We start from the raw sequence: 16,890 nt of genomic DNA on the forward strand, positions 1-16,890 counted from the left end.
CGTCACCTCCAGGCCGCACCGGCTGGTCCCGGCAGGACCTCATGGCCCTACAACCAGCGCAGGGCCGGCAGGCTGAACGTGCTCAATCCCCGATGCCGGCTCCTGCGACGAGGACGTCCACCCCAGTTCCTCCAACGGTTTCAGCGATGTTTCTCCACCGTGTAGCGGACGATCTCGACGTCGTCGAGCGCGACCAGCCCTTCGATGCCGAGGTCGTCCAGCCTCGGCAGGAATCCGCGGATCCTGTCTTCGGTGTCGATGATGACGATCAGCAGCGGGAGATCGTCGCCGACGCGGAAAAGGTGCGTGGTGTGGATGCGGGAACTCGCGCCGTAGCCTTCGATGCCGCGGATCACGGTCGCGCCGGCCAGGCCGGCTTCGCGGGCGCGGTGCACGATTTCGGCATACAGCGGTTTGTGGTGCCAGTGGTCGCCCTCGTCGATCAAGATCGACAGCCGCAGCTCCCGATCGCGCAGTTTCACCGGCGCCTCCCGAGGTGGGCGGGCTCCATCGCCTGGCGTTCAGTACACCGCGAACGGGGTGGTCACGCAAGGCTCGCGTGGACGACGGCGTACCCGAGCAGGGCGGCGCCGAGTCCCGCCAGCACACTCACCACGATGTTGACCGTCGCGTAGAAATACGCCCGCTGCTCGGCCAGTCGCAGGGTCTCGTAGCTGAACGTGCTGTACGTGGTCAGCGCGCCGCACAGGCCCGTGCCCAGCAAGGCGAGCGCGGGCGCGGGCAGCGCGGCGCCGGCCCCGGCGAGACCGCCGAGGATCAGGCATCCGGCGAGGTTGACGCTGAACGTGCCCCACGGGAACAGGCTGTCGTGGCGGGTCTGGACCATCCGGTCGGTCAGGTAACGCAGGGGCGCGCCGATCATCGCGCCGGCGAACACGAGCACGGCGGTCACGGCTTCCTCCCGGCGTAGTGCACGACCTCGACCTCTTCCAGCGTCACCATGCCCTCGGCGACCAGTTCGTCCAGCTGCGGCAGGAAAGCGCGGATCTTCTCGTCGGTGTCGACGATGATCACGACCACCGGCAGGTCCTCGGTCAGGTCGAGCAGCCGGGTGGTATGGACGACCGAGCCCGCGCCGTAACCCTCGCAGCCGCGCAGCACGGTCGCCCCGGCGAGCCCGGCGTCGCGGGCGCGTTTGACGATCTCGTGGTGCACCGGCTTGTGGTGCCACATGTCGTCCTCCCCGACGAACACCGACAACCGCGTCGCCAGGCCTGCCAGCCGCATCTCAGCTCGCCCTTTCCGGGTTGCGTGCCGCGCCCGTCACCGTGCGGGTGAGCCAGACGCCGACGAGGACGGCGGCCAGCGCCGCGAGCACCGTGCCGGCCAGATAGGCGAACGCGACCCCGACCGTCCCGGGCCGGAGGAGCGTACGAAAATCGCTGGCGTAGGTGGAAAACGTGGTGAACCCGCCCAGGAACCCGACCCCGAGAAAGGGGCGCACCAGCCGGTGCGCCGACCACACCTCCGTAATCAGCACCATCAGCACCCCGATCAGGAAGCAGCCGATGACGTTGGTGAGGAAGGTGTTCCACGGGAACCCGCCGGACGGGGTGGGCAGCGCCCGCGCCAGCCCGTAGCGGGCGAGCGCGCCGAGGCCGCCACCGAGCGAGATGACGATCAGGACCGCCCCGTGGGAGGCGAACAGTTCACGACGCTGCGCGGGTACGCGCAGGTCCACATCGGGATCGACCAGCTCCGCGTCACTACTCACAAGGCGCCTCCTACTCCTGGCCAGGACTGCGTCCGGCACTCACGGGTAGGAGCCATTGACGGCGAACACCGCGGTTCTCCGGGAACCGGAACGGCGGGCTCCACCGCCGTGCGATCCCACTATAACGGGCCGGTGATCGCGGCCGGGCACGCGACCGGCCGGTATCACAGGTGATCCCAGGCACGGCGCCACGTGACGGTTCGGCCTCACACGTCGTAGTCTCGTGTAGCCACTGCGCTGACCTGCGCTTTTGCGATCAAGAAACTCAGCTCCGCAGGGTGGCGATGGGGGCGGCGACGATGTCGTCGTCAAGCCGGAAGACACCGGGACCGGTGTGCAGCACCGCTCCGCCGATGAAGCGGTCTCCTAGTTCGATGCGTAGCCAGGCGGGGTGGATGAAGGCGCGGCTGGGTTTCGCAGCTGGCGAGTTGGGCTCGCAACTGGGCGACCACGAACGTGTCGATGATCCGGCCGGGGAGATCCCCGTCCTTCATCAGCCCAGGGACGCCAATACGCAGAGCCGCGAGGGCGAGCGAGGGGTCGATGACGTATCGCTTCGGGCCGCGGACAAGTCGCTTGATGCGGTTTGTCCACCAAGCGGGCCGCGGCATCGCCACCGGTTCAAGGAAGTTCCGGATCTGGGTGCTCGACGACGAAACGCTCGGCCGTTTCGTCGTCGAGCAGCGCGTTGCCGACCAGCCATTCAACCGCCCGGCGCGTCGCACGCGCCTCGCGGAGCGCGTACCACGCTGGCAACAGATCCGGATAGTCCTGGTGTAGCTCGTTCTTGAAGCGGCGGAAGGCGCCCTTGCCCTGGATGGCTCGTGCGAGCCTACGACCCGCTGTCTCGTCGCTGATTCTCTCGGCGAAATCAGCCATGTCCTGATACCAGACGTAGGACGGCAGTGGATCAATGGGGATCTGGTCGAGGTCGTCCAGGTCAACGGGCGTGTCGCCGTCGATGCCACCATCTGCCGTCCACAACATGATCTCGCCCGTGCGCGGGTCGATCAGCCGACGGTGTTCGTAGTCGGTCTGGTCCGCGAGTGCGGTAGCGATCTCCTGCAGATCGAGCCTGCTCAGGTCAAGCATTCGGCCAGCATAAGAGCTCACGGAACCAGTCGAGAACTCCCAGGATCACACGTCGTAGTACAGCGCGAACTCGTACGGGTGCGGCCGCAGCCGCAGCGGGTCGATCTCGTTCTCGCGTTTGAAGTCGATCCACGTCTCGATCACGTCGGGGGTGAACACGCCGCCCGCGAGCAGGAACTCGTGGTCGGTCTCCAGCCGGTCGATCACCGCGTCCAGCGACGCCGGGACCTGCGCGACGTCGCGCGCCTCTTCCGGCGGCAGTTCGTAGAGGTCCTTGTCGATCGGCGACGGGGGTTCCAGCTTGTTCTTGATCCCGTCCAGCCCGGCCATCAGCATCGCCGAGAACGCGAGGTACGGGTTGCCCGAGGAGTCGGGGCAGCGGAACTCGATGCGCTTGGCCTTCGGCGACGCCCCGGTGACCGGGATGCGCACGCACGCCGACCGGTTGCGCTGCGAGTACACCAGGTTGATCGGCGCCTCGAAACCGGGCACCAGCCGGTGATAGGAGTTGACCGTCGGGTTGGTGAACGCCAGCAGGCTCGGCGCGTGGTGCAGGATCCCGCCGACGTAGTGCCGCCCCAGGTCGGACAGCCCGCCGTAGCCCGTCTCCCCGTAGAACAGCGGGCCGTTCTCGTCCCACAGCGACTGGTGGCAGTGCATCCCGGAGCCGTTGTCGTTGAACAGCGGCTTCGGCATGAACGTGACCGTCTTGCCCGCCTCCCACGCGGTGTTCTTGACGACGTACTTGAACAGCTGCAGGTCGTCGGCCGCGTGCAGCAGGGTGTTGAACTTGTAGTTGACCTCGGCCTGGCCACCGCTGCCGACTTCGTGGTGCGCCTTCTCGACCTCGATCCCCACGCCGGCCAGGTTCAGCACCATCGCGTCCCGCAGATCCGCGAAATGGTCCCGTGGCGACACCGGGAAATAGCCGGCCTTGTACGGGGTCTTGTAGCCGCGGTTGCCGCCGTCCTCGTCCGCGCCGGTGTTCCACCAGCCCTCGACCGAGTCCACCTCATGGAACGCGGTGTTCTCGGTGTTGGCGAACCGGACCGTGTCGAAGATGTAGAACTCCGCCTCCGGGCCGAACAAGGCGCGGTCGGCGATCGTCGACTCGCCGATGTAGGCCTCGGCCTTGCGCGCGATGTTGCGCGGATCGCGGGAATACGGTTCGCGGGTGAACGGGTCGTGCACGAAGAAGTTCATCAGCAGCGTCTTCTCCGCCCGGAACGGGTCGAGCCGCGCCGTGTACGGATCGGGCAGCAGCAGCATGTCCGATTCGTGGATCGACTGGAAGCCCCGCACCGACGACCCGTCGAACGCGACGCCCTCGGCGAACGCTTCGGCGTCGAACGCGGCCGCGGGAACGGTGAAATGCTGCATGATCCCCGGCAGATCGCAGAACCGGACATCCACGAACCGCACTTCTTCGTCGGCGATGAACCGCAGAACCTCGTCGGCTGTGGTGAACATGTGACTCGCTCCTTCCGCGGAGGCGACCAGCCAGTCAACGGTAACAGCGCCGCCACACCCCGGCCAAGCTACGAAGCCGCGGACTGCCCGTACAGGCCAGATACGGCGGATCGTCGAGCCGCATCGCCCGGCTTACTCTCGGGCGGCGTGCTCCCGTTGGTGTGCTTGCCATCCGGCACCCGCCAGTCGAATGGACCGTCCACAACGGACTTGTTGAAGGCCGCCACGGTGTCCGACAGCGCCCGCGGCGGCAGGTCCAGTGCTGTGGCCGGTTCCCCGAACTCGGTGCGGCACCGCCCCACCGGGGACGGACGCGGACGAGTCATGAGTATATTTGGGCGCTTTTGCGCAGAATAACACCGGGCGGGTTGACGCGCGGAGGACAGTGATCTTCGTGGGAGACAACGACGATACGGATTCGCTCCGCCGACTGGCCGCGCTGGCGACGCCGATGGCGCTGCGCGTCGCGGTGACGCTGGGCCTGCCGGACCGGTTGCGCGGCCGGGGCGCTTCGGCCGGTGAACTCGCGGCCGAACTCGCCGTCGCTCCGGTCGCGCTCGATCTGCTGCTGGAGCATCTGGCGGCCCTCGGCATCCTCGAACCGGCCGATGGCGGTTACCGGACGACCGGGTACGGGGCCAACCTCTGCGGCGACGCGGACAACGGTCTGGTCAACCTGCTGCATCTGCACGCCGCCGGTGGCCGCGCCGAACTGGCTTTCGTCGAACTCGCCCACAGTATCGCCACCGGCGAGGCCGCCTATCCACGCCGCTACGGGCAGGACTTCTGGGCCGATCTGGCCGAACACCCGCGGCTGCGTGAGTCGTTCGACGAGCAGATGACGCACCGCTTTCGCGACCAGATTCCGCGGCTCGTGGCCGGATTCGCGTGGTCCCGGTTCTCCACCATCGTCGACGTGGGCGGTGGCCGGGGCAGCCTGCTCGCCGCGATCCTCGCCGCCCACCCCGGGCTGACACGGCCGCGCAGGCCGTTGGCGACATAATCGCCTCGCCGCACGGCCTGATCCTGGAGACGGTCACCGACCTGACCGGGCAACGCTGCCTTCTCGAATTCCGCCTCGCCGCCGGGGTTGCTAATGTGGCAGGCGTGACTGCCGGGTCGGCCAAGTGCCTTGAACGAGAAGGGTTCCCGGCCACTCCGTGATCGTGTGGCGGGCGCGCGGCCCGCTGCCTCCGTGGTTTCCCGGTTTCAGAATCCACGGAGGAAGGAGTTCACCACATATGACAGACGTACGTTTCGACCACACGATCATCGCCGCCCACGACAAGCACGCGTCCGCACGGTTCTTCGCCGACGTCTTCGGCCTGCCCGAGCCGCGGGAGGCGGGGTTCTTCGTCGCGGTGTACCTGAGCGACGGGCGGGTGCTCGACTTCGCCGAACCGCGCGTCGACTTTCCCGGCCAGCACTACGCGTTCCTGGTCGACGACGAGACGTTCGACGGGATCATGGCACGCATCCGCGCGCGGAGCGTCCAGTTCTGGGCCGACCCGCAAATGCGCGGGCCCGGCGAGATCAACACCAACCACGGCGGGCGCGGGGTCTATTTCGACGATCCGGCCGGCCATCACCTGGAAGCGCTGACGGCCCGCTACGACGGCCACCCCAGCCTCACCTGAGGGGCGCTCACCCCTCGCACCGCGCCACCCAGGTGGCGATCTGCGCCCGCGTGGTGAAGCCGAGTTTGGTGAGGATGTGCTGCACGTGGTTTTCGGCGGTGCGTTCGGAGATGTGGACGGCGGCGCCGATCTGCCGGTTGGTCAGCCCCTGCGCGACGAGCGCGGCGATCTCACGCTCGCGCCGGGTCAACGGCCCGGGCGCCTCGCCGCGCAGGGCCTGGGCGAGCTTCCCGGCGCGGTCGAGCAGCGGGGCCATGCCGAGTTCGCGGGCGGTGGCCACCGCCTGCGCGGTGAGGGCGGCCGCCTCGTCGCGGTCGCCGGGCCGGCGGCGACGGGCGAGCGTCCGCGCGAGGTCGTAGCGGGCCAGCGCGGCGAACGGCGGCGCGCCCGCGTCGTCGTCGGCCTCGATGGCGCGGCGCAGGTGCCGCACGCCTTCGTCCAGGCGGCCCAGCGCCGCCGCGGCGACGCCGAGCGGGGCGTGGGCGGAACCGGTGGTGGCGATGACGCCCGCGCCGCCGCAGCAGAAGAGGTCCGCATACGGGGCGAGGCTGCGGTAGGCGGAGTCCAGCATGGGCCGGTCCCCGAAGGCATCGGCGAGCTCGATCAGCCCGGCGGCCGCGGGCATCAGCAGGAACCCGGGAAGCTCGTCGATGGCCTTCGCCGTGGCGTAGGTACGCCGTGCCTGCTCCTCGCGCCCGGCGTACCAGTGGACCATCGCGATCAGGCCGTGCAGCGACTGAAGATGGTCCCAGCCGTCGAGGGGGTGGCTGTCCTCCTCGCCGTGAAAACCGGTCAGCATGCCGAGCATCGCCAGGTAACCCTGGGCCGGCAGCAGCCCGCCCAGATGGTCGCCGCGCCGCGCGAGCGCCAGCGTCTGCTCGCCGTATGACCGGGCGTCGGTGAACCGGCCCCGCACGATGGCGATCGCACCCCGGCAGCGGGCGAGATGCCAGAAGGCCAGCGGGAGGCGCATCCGGTGCACGACCGCCGAGATGCCACCGAGCCCGGCCTCGGCGCCGCCCAGGTCGCCGAGCTGGACGAGGGCGTCGAAGCGCCACAGCCGGCCCCACATCTCGGCCGCGTCGTCGCGCCGGCTGATCCCGTGCGCGATGAACCGGTCACCGAGTTCGAGCCGCTCGTGCACCCCGTCGGGACCGCTCCGGATGATCTGGCGGGCGTGCAGGGCACTGTGCAGGGCGACCGGGTCGGCGAGCCGTTCGGCCATGGCCAGCGCGGTCCCCGACAGCTCGCCGGAGGTCGCGGGATCCTGCCCGACGAGGTGGTCCACGGACAGCTGGGCGAGCAGGCGCACCCGCACCGTGGAGTCCTCGTCCGGAAGCAGGGTGAGGGCCTCCTCGCACAGCGAACGCTCGTCGGCCGACCAGGTCAGGTCGTTCACGCCCTCCAGCACCAGCGTCGCCCGCGCCAGCCGGGTCCCGTCGCCGAGGGAACGGGCCAGGCGGCTCGCCGCCAGCACCGTCTCCTTGGCCGAACCCATCTGATGGGCGTGCAGGTGCTCGGTGGCCTGCGCGATGAGCAGGTCGCACAGCCTGCCGGGTTCGTCGACGACGGCGGCCGCCCGCCGGTACAGATCGGCGGCCTCGTCCCAGGCGAACTGCTCGGACGCGACCCGCGCGGCGCGCTCGGCCCACCGCGAGGCCTGCCCGGGGTCGCCGAGCGGGACGCTTTCGAGCCAGTGGTGGGCCAGTTCCGCCGGGCGGGCCTCGGCGCCGGGGCGCCGCTGCAGGTACTCGGCCATCCGCAGGTGCACGGACAGGCGGGTGGCGCGCGGCACCTCGGAACGCGCGGCGTCGCGCACCAGATCGTGCAGGAACTCGCACCGGTCGGGGTGCATCACCCCGGCGACGGTCGCTTCGTCGAGCGCGGCGAGCACCTCCGCGGGCTCGGTGCCGACGACGTGGGCGAGCGCCGCGACGTCGACCGCCGTGCCGAGGACCGCGGCGGCGGACACCACGACCTGCGTGGCGTCACCGAGCTTGGCCAGCCGGGTCCGGACGGCGTCGCGCACCCCGGCGGGCAGCGCGTGCGCGGGGTCGGCCCGCCGGTCCGCTTCGCCGAGTGCGCCGGCCAGCTCCCGGACGTAGAACGGGTTACCCTGGCTGCGCCTGCTGATCGCGGTGGTGAGCTCGGCCGTGACCGGCGCGCCGGTGACCGCGGTCAGCTGCTCGGCGACCTGCGCCTCGGTCAGTCCGACCAGGCGCAGGCGGCTGACCGTGGGCTCGCGGGCGAGATCGCCCAGCGCCTGCTGCAGGGCATGGCGCAGCCCGACCTCGGTATCCCGGTAGGTGCCGATGACGGCGAGCCGGGCGTCGCCGATGGTCCGGACCAGGTGCACCAGCAGCCGCAGCGACGACGCGTCCGCCCACTGCAGATCGTCGAGGACGACGAGGAGGCCGGAGTCCCCGGCGGCCGAACGCAGGTAGGACGTGACGACCTCGAACACGCGGAACCGCTCCTGGGCCCGCACTTCGGGCGTCGCGGCACCGGGCTCCGGCCGCTCGGCGGGAGACGGCCACGGATCGCCGGACAGGGACCGCAGGGCCGTCCGGAACGGCCAGAACGGCGGGCTGCCTTCGTCGTCGACCGCCCGCCCCCAGGTGCGGGCCATGCCGAGCGCCGCGGCCATCCGGGTGGCTTCCTCGGCCAGCCTTGTCTTGCCGATACCGGGTTCCCCGGCCACGAGGACCGCCTGACCGTGGCCGTCGAGGGCGGCCGTCAGCTGGGCGTGGATCCGGTCGATCTCCCGCTCACGCCCGACCAGTGTCGCTGTGTGCCGCGTGGGGTGCCCCCTGCGAGACGGTGGCCGTGCGCCGTGTCCGGCCGTTCCGGCTCACTGTATTCCGGATTGTCCGCTCCGCGAACTATGTGTTCCTGGAGGGGGAGCCACGCGGCGGGCGGGAGCGCGCCCATCCACGAGCAGGACGCGCAAGCGGCGACGAGGGCGTCGTACAAGCGGCTGAAGCGGGTCATGGTTTTCTCCTCCACTCGGCGTACCGGGACGAGCCTGTGGCCCGGCGGCCGGGGACGGCATCCGAGGAACTACTCAGCGCCGGTACTCACCGGGCGAAATGAGTAGCCGCACTGAGTACTCCCACGGACGCCCGGACACCGGCGCGGGCCGCACGCTTCCGCCATGACGACCAGAACCAGCGCAACCGAACGCCGCAGGCTGACCGTGCTGCGGGCGAGCCGCCTCTTCGACGGCACCTCGTCCGCGCTGATCGAGGACCCGGTGGTGGTGCTCGACGGCGCCGAGATCGTCGCCGTCGACCACGCGGCCCGGTTCACCGGTGCCGAGCACGCGGACGTGGTCGATCTGTCCGGCGCGACCCTGCTGCCCGGCCTCATCGATACCCACGTCCACCTGTGCTTCGACGCCGGGCTCGACGTGGTGGCCAGCCTCGCCGAGCGCGACGACGCGGCCGCGCTGACCGCGATGGCCGAGGCCGCCCGCGTCGCGCTCGCCGCCGGGGTGACCACGGTGCGCGACCTCGGCGACCGGGACTACCTGTCGCTCTCGCTCCGCGATTCCGGCCGGGCCGGCCCGCTGCCGACCGTCGTCGCCGCCGGTCCCCCGATCACCAGCCCCGGCGGCCACTGCCACTTCCTCGGCGGCGAGGCGTCCGGTGTGGACGGGCTGCGCGCCGCGGTGCGCGAGCACGCCGAACGCGGTGTCGAGGTCATCAAGATCATGGCCAGCGGCGGTCACCTCACCCCCGGCACCCGGCCCGATCTGCCGCAGTTCACCCGCGACGAACTGCGGGCCGTCGTGGCCGAGGCACACCGGTTCAGCCTGCCGGTGACCGCGCACGCGCACTCCGCCGACGCGATCGCGGACGCCGTCGCGGCCGGTGTGGACGGGATGGAGCACGTCTCCTTCCAGACGGCCGACGGCGTCGACGCACCGGAGCACCTGATCCGCGCGATCGGCGACCACCGCGTCGTCGTCGGCGCCACGCTGGGCATAGTTCCCGTGCCGGGCCTGGAGCCACCGCCCGAACTCCGGCGCATCCTGCCGACGCTGATGGCCAACCTGCGGCGGCTCGTCGACGCGGGAGCACCCGTCGTGCTGGGCACCGACGGCGGTATCGCACCGATCAAACCGCACGACGTCCTGCCGCGCGCGATAGCGCAGTTCGCCGAGTTCGCCGTCAGTCCGGTCGAGGCGCTGCGCACGGCCACCTCGCAGGCGGCCGCGGTCGTCGGCCTCGGCCACCGCAAGGGCAGGCTGGCGCCCGGCTTCGACGCCGACATCCTCGCCGTCGACGGCGACCCGCTCGCCGATCTCACCGTCCTGCGGCGGGTCCGCGCGGTGTATGCCGGTGGCACCGTGGTTCCCGCGTAGCTCACAGCCGCTTCCGGCGGCAGGTGCGGGCATTGCATACTGCGACGGTGATGATGCAGAGCGCGCTGCTGCCCGGCTGGCTGCGAATGGTCTGGGCCGCGGCCCTCGTCCTGGTCGCGCTGGCGCACCTGAAGCATGTGATCACCATGCGAGGGCAACGTCGCTGGTGGCACACCGGGCACACGGTCATGGCGGCCGGGATGGCGCTGATGTACCTGCTGCCGGCGATGGATCATCCCGTGCTCTACCAGGCGGGGCTGGCGTTCTACGTGGCGGCGGTGGCCGCGCTGGCCGCGACGACGGTGACCAACTGGCGCGAAGAGGGTGTGCTGAACCCGTTGTGGGTGGCCACCACGATCGACATGGTGGCCATGGCGTACATGCTCCTTCCCGCCAGGACGCCGGTCCTGACCGCGGTGTTCGTGGTGTACCTCGCGGGGCAGGCGGTGGCGTGGTCGCTCGGGCTGTGGAGCCGGGTGCCGGTGCTGGCCCCGGTCCCCGCCGGCGGGGAGGGCGCCGCCGGGTCGCCCGCGTCGAGCGCGGTGGTCGGGCTGACCGCCCACACGTCCCCGGTGGTGCTGGCTTCGCTCGCGGTGATGGCGGCCGGGATGGCGTACATGCTGCTCGCGATGTGAGCCGTCCCCGCGGCTGAGGGGACGCATGGCCCTATTCGCGGGCCGGTTCGTGTGCCGAGGCTGAGCCCATGCGGAACTATGCGATTCACGAGCGAACCCTGACCGTGCAGCACGCGGCGGTCGCCGAAGCCACGTTGACGGTGCCCGAGATCGGGCCCTGGCTCGGCAAGACCTACGCGGCCGTCGCCGCGGTACTGGCTGGGCAGGGCATCGAACCGGCCGGGCCGCCTTTCGCGCGCTACCACCAACTCGGTCCGGAGCGCTTCCACGTGGAGGCCGGATTCCCGGTCCGTTCCCCCGTCGCGCCCGCCGGCGAAGTGCGGCCCTCGGCACTGCCCGGTGGCACGACCGCGGTCACCATGCACACCGGGCCGTACGACGCGATGGCGCCCGCCTATTCGGCGATCGAAACCTGGCTACGGGCACGGGGCGCCGAACCCGCCGGCGACCCCTGGGAGACCTACCTCAGCGATCCCGGCCGCCAGCCCGATCCCGCGACGTGGCGCACCGAGATCGCGCAGCCCTACGCCGACGGTTCCGGCACGGCGGCCGGGTCGGGACGGAGGCCCAGGCGGTAGCCGGCGCCGATGACGGTCTGGACGATCCGCGGGTGGTGATGATCGGCCTCGATCTTGCCCCGGAGGTTGCGGATGTGGGAGTCCACGGCGCGTTCGTAGCCTTCGAAGTCGTAACCGCGGGCCCGGTTGATGAGCTCGTAACGGGAGTAGACGCGGCCCGGCACGGTGGCGAGGCTGGTGAGCAGCAGCCATTCGGTCGTGGTCAGCTCGACCGGTTCACCGCGGACCGTGGCCAGGCGGCGTGCCTGGTCCAGCACCAGTTCCCCGCCGCCGTAGGACTGCGCCGGTTCCCCGCCCGGCCCGTGGTGCAGGCGGCGAAGGATGGCTCGCACGCGAAGGACGACCTCGCGCGGGCTGAACGGTTTGGTGACGTAGTCGTCGACGCCGAGTTCCAGGCAGTGGATGCGGTCGTCGGTGGCGGTCTTCGCGGTGAGCACCAGGATGGGGACGGAAGAGGTGCGGCGAAGCTCGCGGGCGACCTCCTCGCCCGGGATGTCCGGCAGCCGGAGATCCAGCACCACCAGATCGGGTGCCGCGTCCGCGGCGAGACTGATCGCCTCACTGCCGGACCACGTGGACAGCACGGCGAAGCCGTCGTGTTCGAGGTAGGAGCGAAGCAGGTCGCGGATCTTCCGCTCGTCCTCGACGACGAGCACGGTCGGCACGGTCATCACCCCCTACTCACCAGCTTCGCCACGATCGGCGTGGTGGCCAGGGTCCAACGACCTTCGTTCACCGGCGGGCAGCCTGACGGTGAAGCACGCTCCGCCCTCGGCGGGCCTGGCGGCGGTGACGGTGCCGCGGTGTGCCTCGACCAGCGCACGCACGACGGCGAGCCCGATTCCGCTGCCGCTGCGGCCGCCCGCCGCCCGGCCGCGCCAGAACCGCTCGAACACGTGCGGCAGCTCCTCCTCATCGATGCCGGGCCCGGTATCGGTGACGGTGAGCACCGCGTCGGCCCCTTCGCGGCCGGCGGTGACGGTCACCCGGCCGCCGGACGGGGTGAACTTGACCGCGTTGGTGAGCAGGTTGGTGACGATCTGCGTGATCCGTGCGCCATCGCCGAGCACCTCGATACCCGTGGCGGCCTCGACGTGGACCGCGAGACCGGCGTCGGTGAACTGGGCGCGCATCGCTTCGGTCGCCTCCCGGGTGAGCGTGCCGAGATCGACCGGGCCGGTGTGCAGCGCGAGGCCGGCGGCGTCGGCGGCGGAGAGGGTGGCCAGGTCGTCGGTCAGGCGCCCCAGCCGCAGCACCTCGTCGTGCAACGACACGAGGTGCTGTTCGGTGGGTTCGGCGATGCCGTCGAGCAACTGCTCGGTCTGGCCGCGCAGGATCGTGACCGGGGTGCGCAACTCGTGCGCGACGTCGGCCACCACCGCGCGCCGCAGCTCGTCCTGCCGCCGCACCGTCGCGGCCATTTCGGTGAACGCGGCACCCACCTCGCCGAGCTCGCCGGGCGCGGGGCGCAGCCGCGTGCCCGCGTCCAGGTCGCCGGCGGCGAACGCGCGGGTGGCGCCGGCGAGCGCCAGGAGCGGACGGGACATCCGCCGCGACACCACCGCCGCCGCGACCGCGGCGAGCAGCACACCGGCCAGCGCGCCCAGGCCGACCCGCTGCAGCAGCGCGGTCCGCGCCGCCGCCACCGGCACCGGTTCCGTCGCCGGCAGGGTCAGCTGCGCGGTGCCGACCTGCCGCCCGTCGACCACGATCGGGATCGCCGTCGATGCCGCGACGGGCTCGGGCGTTCCCTCCGGGGTGCCACCGCCTCCAGAATGGCCGGTGCCGTCCGGGTCGTGCGCGGGACCGTGGGTACCGGGACCCATTCTCGCCACCTCGCGACCGCGGTCGTCCGCCACCACGACGCTCGCGTCCCCGCTGGTGGCCAGCGCGTTCACCACCGCCAGATCCTGCGGGCGCCACGAGCCGCTCCCGGCGACGTACGCGGCGGCCAACGCGGATGCGATCTCATTCCGCAGCTGCCCCTGTTGCTGCTCGGCAAGCAACGCGCTGCGCTGATCCACCGACACCGCCGCCAGCAGGGCCAGCAGGGCGACCGCGCTGACCGCCACGGCCAGGAAGGCCGCGAACAGGCGCCACCGCAACGCGCCGAACCGCTTCCGTACCCGCATCGCGCCACCGTCACTCTCGTCATTCCGCCGCGGTCACCAGGACAGCCGCCGCTTCAGAACGACGCCAGGGGCGAAAGGTCCCTCTTCGAGACCTGACGCCCCTGGCTCTTCGTCACCGGTCGGCCAGCCAGTCGTGCAGCCGCTCCTGCACCGGGTCGTGGATCTGGTCCCGGTCCCGGAGCTGGTCGCGGTCCTGGAGCTGGTCGCGGTCCGGCACCTGGTCGCAGGTGCCGTCACGCAGCCGCAACTGGTCGCCGTATCCGGGGCCCTGCTGCTGGTGCTGAACGGTCGAGGTCACCTGCTCGGTCACCGGCGGGGCCGGCTCACCGGCCGCGGCCGCGATCCCGACACCGCCACCGATCACCAGCGCGGCCGCCGGCAGTGCCGCCAGCAACGCCTTCTTCAGCTTCGTCATCGTTCTCACCTCCTCGTCTCGCACCACCAGTGCACCTCGCCGGTACGCACACCGGATGCGGACGATGTGCAGATCGCGTGCAGGTTGACCCGATCATGCGGTGCCGGGTCTACCGTCGGGGCATGACGCCGGCCGTCGAACTGTGGCATGTCCCCGACTGCCCGCTGCTGGACCAGGTCCGCGAAGCCCTGGGCGAATGCCTGCGGCACAGCGGCCTCGACATCGCGGTCCGCGAACGCGAGGGCGGCTACCCCTCGCCGACGCTCGTCATCGACGGCGTCGACGTCGCGACCGGTGCTCCGCCGGTACCCGGCGTGTACTGCCGGCTCGATCTGCCGACGCACGAACAGATCCACGCCGCGCTCAACGGCGAGGACCGGCGCGGTATGACGTTGGCGTAGTAGCGCGGCGAACTCAACTGTCGACTACGGCGACGCGGCCCTGGCCTCGTTCGTCGGAGGCGGTAGTCAGTCCCCGGGCTTGCGTGCGGCGAGCCGCTCGACGATCCCGCGGTGGAACCGCTCGTGGCGCTCGAGGGTGAAGCCCTGGGCCCGCACATGCTCGATCGGCCGGCGCCGGAAGTGTTCCTCCCCGACCGGGATCGTGATCAGCTCCAGCAGTCGTTGCACCGCCCGCAGCGGGGCCGACGTGCTGACCACGTGGTCGGCCAGGAGCAGCAGGCCGCCCGGCCGCACCACCCGCCACATCTCCGCGACCGCCGCCCGGTCGTCCGGGATGGCGCACAGCGAAAACGTGGCCACGACGGTGTCGAACGCGGCGTCCGGGAAATCCAGCTGCTGCGCGTTGCCCACCCGGGCGTCGAGCGCGCGACCGGTGTCCTCGGCGCGACGTCGGGCGTGCTGGAGCATCGCCGGGCTCAGGTCGATCCCGGTCAGCCGGACGCCGTCCGGGTACCACGGCAGGTTCAGCCCGGTCCCGACCGCGACCTCGAGCACCTCGCCGCCCGCCTGCCCGCACACCCACTCGCGCGTGTCCCCGAAGAACCGCCGGTCCCAGAACCCCATCTGCTTGTCGTAGCGGCCGGACTGCTTGTCCCAGAACCGGCTCACGCGGCCGAAGTCCGTCACGTCGTGCTCCCTTTCCCGCTGGACACACGACCACACTACGTTTCGGTAGCAGCTTCCGGTCAGCCGAACTGGCCGGGCTGGTAGTCACCGGCGGGCTGGCGGGTGATGACGTTCAGCCGGTTGTAGGTGTTGATGATGGCGATCAGCGACACCAGGGCGGTGAGCTGGTCGTCGTCGTAGTGCTTCGCCGCGTTCGCCCAGGCTTCGTCCGTGACGCCACCGGCCGCGTCCGCGATCCGGGTGCCCTGCTCCACCAGTTCCAGCGCGGCGCGCTCGGCTTCGGTGAACACCGTCGCCTCCCGCCAGGCCGCGACGAGGTTCAGCCGCAGCTGCGTCTCTCCGGCGTGCGCGGCGTCCTTCGTGTGCATGTCGGTGCAGGCACCGCAGCCGTTGATCTGACTCGCCCGGATCTTCACCAGCTCCTGCGTCACGGCCGGCAGCGACGAGCAGGTGACGGCGTGCCCCGCCGAGTTGATGTACTTGAGGACCTTGCCGGCGAGCGGGCTGGCGAAGAGGTTCAACCGAGTGTCCATGACGGGCTCCCTGTCGTTGTCGGTGATTACGCACCTTTGACACGGCGGCTCGCCCGAATGTGACCGGCCGCAAGCGCTTACCCGTGGCGAGCCCGCCGGTGACCTCCGGCCTCCCGCCGGACTTCCTTCGCCCCTGATATCGCCTTCCCCGGCGAACCACGCTCGGTGGTGCCGTCGAAGGGAGGGCAGGAAAGTGAGTATCACCAAGCGCCTGGCTCTGCTGTTCCGGGTCAAGGCGAACAAAGTGCTCGACCGCGCGGAGGACCCGCGCGAAGTGCTCGACTACTCCTACCAGCGCCAGACCGAGATGCTGGCCCAGGTGCGCCGCGGGCTGGCCGATGTGGCCACCAGTCGCAAACGCCTCGAACTGCAGGCCCGCCAACTGGGTCAGTCGGCCGACCGGCTCCAGGCCCAAGCCGCACGGGCCGTGCAGCAGGGGCAGGACGACCTCGCCCGCGAAGCGCTGACCCGCCGCGCCGCGGCACTGGCCCAGATCCAGGAACTGCAACCCCAGCACGACGCGCTCAAAGCGGAAGAGGACAAGCTCACCGTCGCCCAGCAGCGGCTGCAGGCCAAGGTCGAGGCCTTCCGCACCCGCAAGGAAACCATCAAGGCCACCTACACCGCCGCCGAGGCACAGACCAAGATCAGTGAAGCGGTCTCGGGGATCTCCGAAGAGATGGGCGACGTCGGCCTGGCCATGCAACGCGCGCAGGACAAGACCGCCGAGATGCAGTCGCGCGCCCAGGCGCTCGACGAGCTGATGGCCTCGGGCGCGCTCGAAGACGCGTCCTCCCCCATCGGCCCGCACGACGACATCCAAGCCGCGCTCGACGCCGCGAATCCCCCCGACATCGACCGTGAACTCGCCCAGCTCAAGGCCGGTGCGGCCCCCGCACAGCTCGAACCGGGCAAGGAGGGCCAGTCATGATCATCCGCATTCTCGGACAGGGCCAGTACGACGTGGCCGAGGACCGGATCGAGGAGCTCAACACCCTCGACACCGAACTCCAGGTGGCGGTGGACGCCGGGGACACCGCGGCGTTCGCCACGGCGCTTCGGGCCCTGACCGGCGCGGTCCGCAAGCTGGGCGCCCAGCTGCCCGAAGACTCGCTCGTCGCCTCCGAACTCGTCCTGCCCGGCGAGGACAGCAGCCTGGAGCACGTGCGGGCGCTGCTGTCCGACGAGGGCCTCATTCCCGGCTGACGA

Annotated in this window: 22 protein-coding genes; 8 read left to right on the plus strand and 14 right to left on the minus strand. The window is 70.9% G+C overall.

Features of this window, described 5'->3' with window-relative positions:
• Window positions 1-140 precede the first annotated feature (140 nt).
• The 8 genes from FG385_RS18880 to FG385_RS18915 form a co-directional block, all read right to left on the minus strand.
• A complete protein-coding gene (locus FG385_RS18880) occupies window positions 141-482 on the minus strand; it encodes a DUF190 domain-containing protein (protein ID WP_139098082.1) in 342 nt (113 codons plus the stop codon).
• Window positions 483-544: 62 nt separating this feature from the next.
• Entirely contained in the window at window positions 545-913 is a 369-nt protein-coding gene (gene crcB / locus FG385_RS18885; protein ID WP_139098083.1) for a fluoride efflux transporter CrcB, read from the minus strand.
• Complete coding sequence (locus FG385_RS18890; RefSeq protein ID WP_139098084.1) at window positions 910-1,248, minus strand: DUF190 domain-containing protein; 339 nt, start codon at window positions 1,246-1,248, stop codon at window positions 910-912. The genes crcB (FG385_RS18885) and FG385_RS18890 overlap by 4 nt, the downstream gene beginning before the upstream one ends.
• Window position 1,249: 1 nt before the next feature.
• Window positions 1,250-1,735, minus strand: a complete 486-nt coding sequence (gene crcB, locus FG385_RS18895; protein ID WP_139098085.1) for a fluoride efflux transporter CrcB — start codon at window positions 1,733-1,735, stop codon at window positions 1,250-1,252.
• A gap of 308 nt (window positions 1,736-2,043) precedes the next feature.
• A complete protein-coding gene (locus tag FG385_RS35635; protein ID WP_407645512.1) occupies window positions 2,044-2,346 on the minus strand; it encodes a DUF4143 domain-containing protein in 303 nt (100 codons plus the stop codon).
• 10 nt (window positions 2,347-2,356) lie between these two features.
• Window positions 2,357-2,827 carry a UPF0158 family protein gene (locus FG385_RS18905; RefSeq protein WP_139098086.1) on the minus strand — a complete coding sequence of 157 codons (471 nt, stop codon included), beginning with the start codon at window positions 2,825-2,827 and terminating at the stop codon, window positions 2,357-2,359.
• Between the two features lie 45 nt (window positions 2,828-2,872).
• Window positions 2,873-4,297, minus strand: a complete 1,425-nt coding sequence (glnA, locus tag FG385_RS18910) for a type I glutamate--ammonia ligase (RefSeq protein ID WP_139098087.1) — start codon at window positions 4,295-4,297, stop codon at window positions 2,873-2,875.
• 68 nt (window positions 4,298-4,365) lie between these two features.
• A complete protein-coding gene (locus FG385_RS18915; protein WP_139098088.1) occupies window positions 4,366-4,623 on the minus strand; it encodes a hypothetical protein in 258 nt (85 codons plus the stop codon).
• A gap of 68 nt (window positions 4,624-4,691) precedes the next feature.
• On the opposite strand from FG385_RS18915, the gene FG385_RS18920 reads away from it, so the two are divergent.
• On the plus strand, window positions 4,692-5,300 hold the full coding sequence (locus FG385_RS18920; protein WP_235022655.1) for an acetylserotonin O-methyltransferase: 609 nt from the start codon (window positions 4,692-4,694) through the stop codon (window positions 5,298-5,300).
• 238 nt (window positions 5,301-5,538) lie between these two features.
• Window positions 5,539-5,934: a VOC family protein gene (locus FG385_RS18925; RefSeq protein WP_139098089.1), complete on the plus strand. Its 396-nt coding sequence runs from the start codon at window positions 5,539-5,541 to the stop codon at window positions 5,932-5,934.
• A gap of 7 nt (window positions 5,935-5,941) precedes the next feature.
• Here the strand turns inward: FG385_RS18925 and FG385_RS35330 are convergent, their stop codons facing one another.
• The gene (locus FG385_RS35330; protein WP_268815934.1) at window positions 5,942-8,716 is read right to left on the minus strand and encodes an ATP-binding protein; all 2,775 of its coding nucleotides are present in this window, start codon (window positions 8,714-8,716) and stop codon (window positions 5,942-5,944) included.
• A 372-nt stretch (window positions 8,717-9,088) separates the two neighbouring features.
• On the opposite strand from FG385_RS35330, the gene FG385_RS18935 reads away from it, so the two are divergent.
• The 3 genes from FG385_RS18935 to FG385_RS18945 all read left to right on the plus strand — a co-directional run bounded on the left by FG385_RS18935 (window position 9,089) and on the right by FG385_RS18945 (window position 11,513).
• Window positions 9,089-10,300, plus strand: a complete 1,212-nt coding sequence (locus FG385_RS18935; RefSeq protein WP_139098091.1) for an amidohydrolase family protein — start codon at window positions 9,089-9,091, stop codon at window positions 10,298-10,300.
• Between the two features lie 50 nt (window positions 10,301-10,350).
• Entirely contained in the window at window positions 10,351-10,935 is a 585-nt protein-coding gene (locus tag FG385_RS18940; protein WP_139098174.1) for a DUF5134 domain-containing protein, read from the plus strand.
• Window positions 10,936-11,003: 68 nt separating this feature from the next.
• Entirely contained in the window at window positions 11,004-11,513 is a 510-nt protein-coding gene (locus FG385_RS18945; RefSeq protein ID WP_139098092.1) for a GyrI-like domain-containing protein, read from the plus strand.
• Here FG385_RS18945 and FG385_RS18950 read toward each other — a convergent pair.
• The 3 genes from FG385_RS18950 to FG385_RS18960 form a co-directional block, all read right to left on the minus strand.
• Window positions 11,459-12,184, minus strand: coding sequence for a response regulator transcription factor (locus FG385_RS18950; protein ID WP_200834533.1), 726 nt, complete (start codon window positions 12,182-12,184; stop codon window positions 11,459-11,461). The genes FG385_RS18945 and FG385_RS18950 overlap by 55 nt on opposite strands.
• 6 nt (window positions 12,185-12,190) lie before the next feature.
• On the minus strand, window positions 12,191-13,645 hold the full coding sequence (locus FG385_RS18955; protein WP_139098093.1) for a HAMP domain-containing sensor histidine kinase: 1,455 nt from the start codon (window positions 13,643-13,645) through the stop codon (window positions 12,191-12,193).
• Between the two features lie 112 nt (window positions 13,646-13,757).
• Window positions 13,758-14,060 carry a hypothetical protein gene (locus FG385_RS18960; protein ID WP_139098094.1) on the minus strand — a complete coding sequence of 101 codons (303 nt, stop codon included), beginning with the start codon at window positions 14,058-14,060 and terminating at the stop codon, window positions 13,758-13,760.
• A gap of 122 nt (window positions 14,061-14,182) precedes the next feature.
• Between FG385_RS18960 and FG385_RS18965 the strand changes: the two genes are divergently transcribed.
• The gene (locus FG385_RS18965) at window positions 14,183-14,461 is read left to right on the plus strand and encodes an alkylmercury lyase (protein WP_200834534.1); all 279 of its coding nucleotides are present in this window, start codon (window positions 14,183-14,185) and stop codon (window positions 14,459-14,461) included.
• Between the two features lie 66 nt (window positions 14,462-14,527).
• Here FG385_RS18965 and FG385_RS18970 read toward each other — a convergent pair whose 3' ends face one another.
• Both FG385_RS18970 and FG385_RS18975 read right to left on the minus strand, forming a co-directional pair.
• Window positions 14,528-15,148, minus strand: coding sequence for a class I SAM-dependent methyltransferase (locus FG385_RS18970; protein WP_235022656.1), 621 nt, complete (start codon window positions 15,146-15,148; stop codon window positions 14,528-14,530).
• Between the two features lie 59 nt (window positions 15,149-15,207).
• Window positions 15,208-15,681 carry a carboxymuconolactone decarboxylase family protein gene (locus FG385_RS18975; protein ID WP_139098095.1) on the minus strand — a complete coding sequence of 158 codons (474 nt, stop codon included), beginning with the start codon at window positions 15,679-15,681 and terminating at the stop codon, window positions 15,208-15,210.
• Window positions 15,682-15,874: 193 nt separating this feature from the next.
• On the opposite strand from FG385_RS18975, the gene FG385_RS18980 reads away from it, so the two are divergent.
• The gene (locus FG385_RS18980; RefSeq protein WP_139098096.1) at window positions 15,875-16,612 is read left to right on the plus strand and encodes a PspA/IM30 family protein; all 738 of its coding nucleotides are present in this window, start codon (window positions 15,875-15,877) and stop codon (window positions 16,610-16,612) included.
• Entirely contained in the window at window positions 16,609-16,887 is a 279-nt protein-coding gene (gene pspAA, locus FG385_RS18985) for a PspA-associated protein PspAA (protein WP_139098097.1), read from the plus strand. Before FG385_RS18980 ends, pspAA begins: the two co-directional genes overlap by 4 nt.
• Window positions 16,888-16,890 lie beyond the last annotated feature (3 nt).

This window comes from Amycolatopsis alkalitolerans, assembly GCF_006152065.1.
Taxonomy (GTDB): Bacteria; Actinomycetota; Actinomycetes; order Mycobacteriales; family Pseudonocardiaceae; genus Amycolatopsis_E; species Amycolatopsis_E alkalitolerans.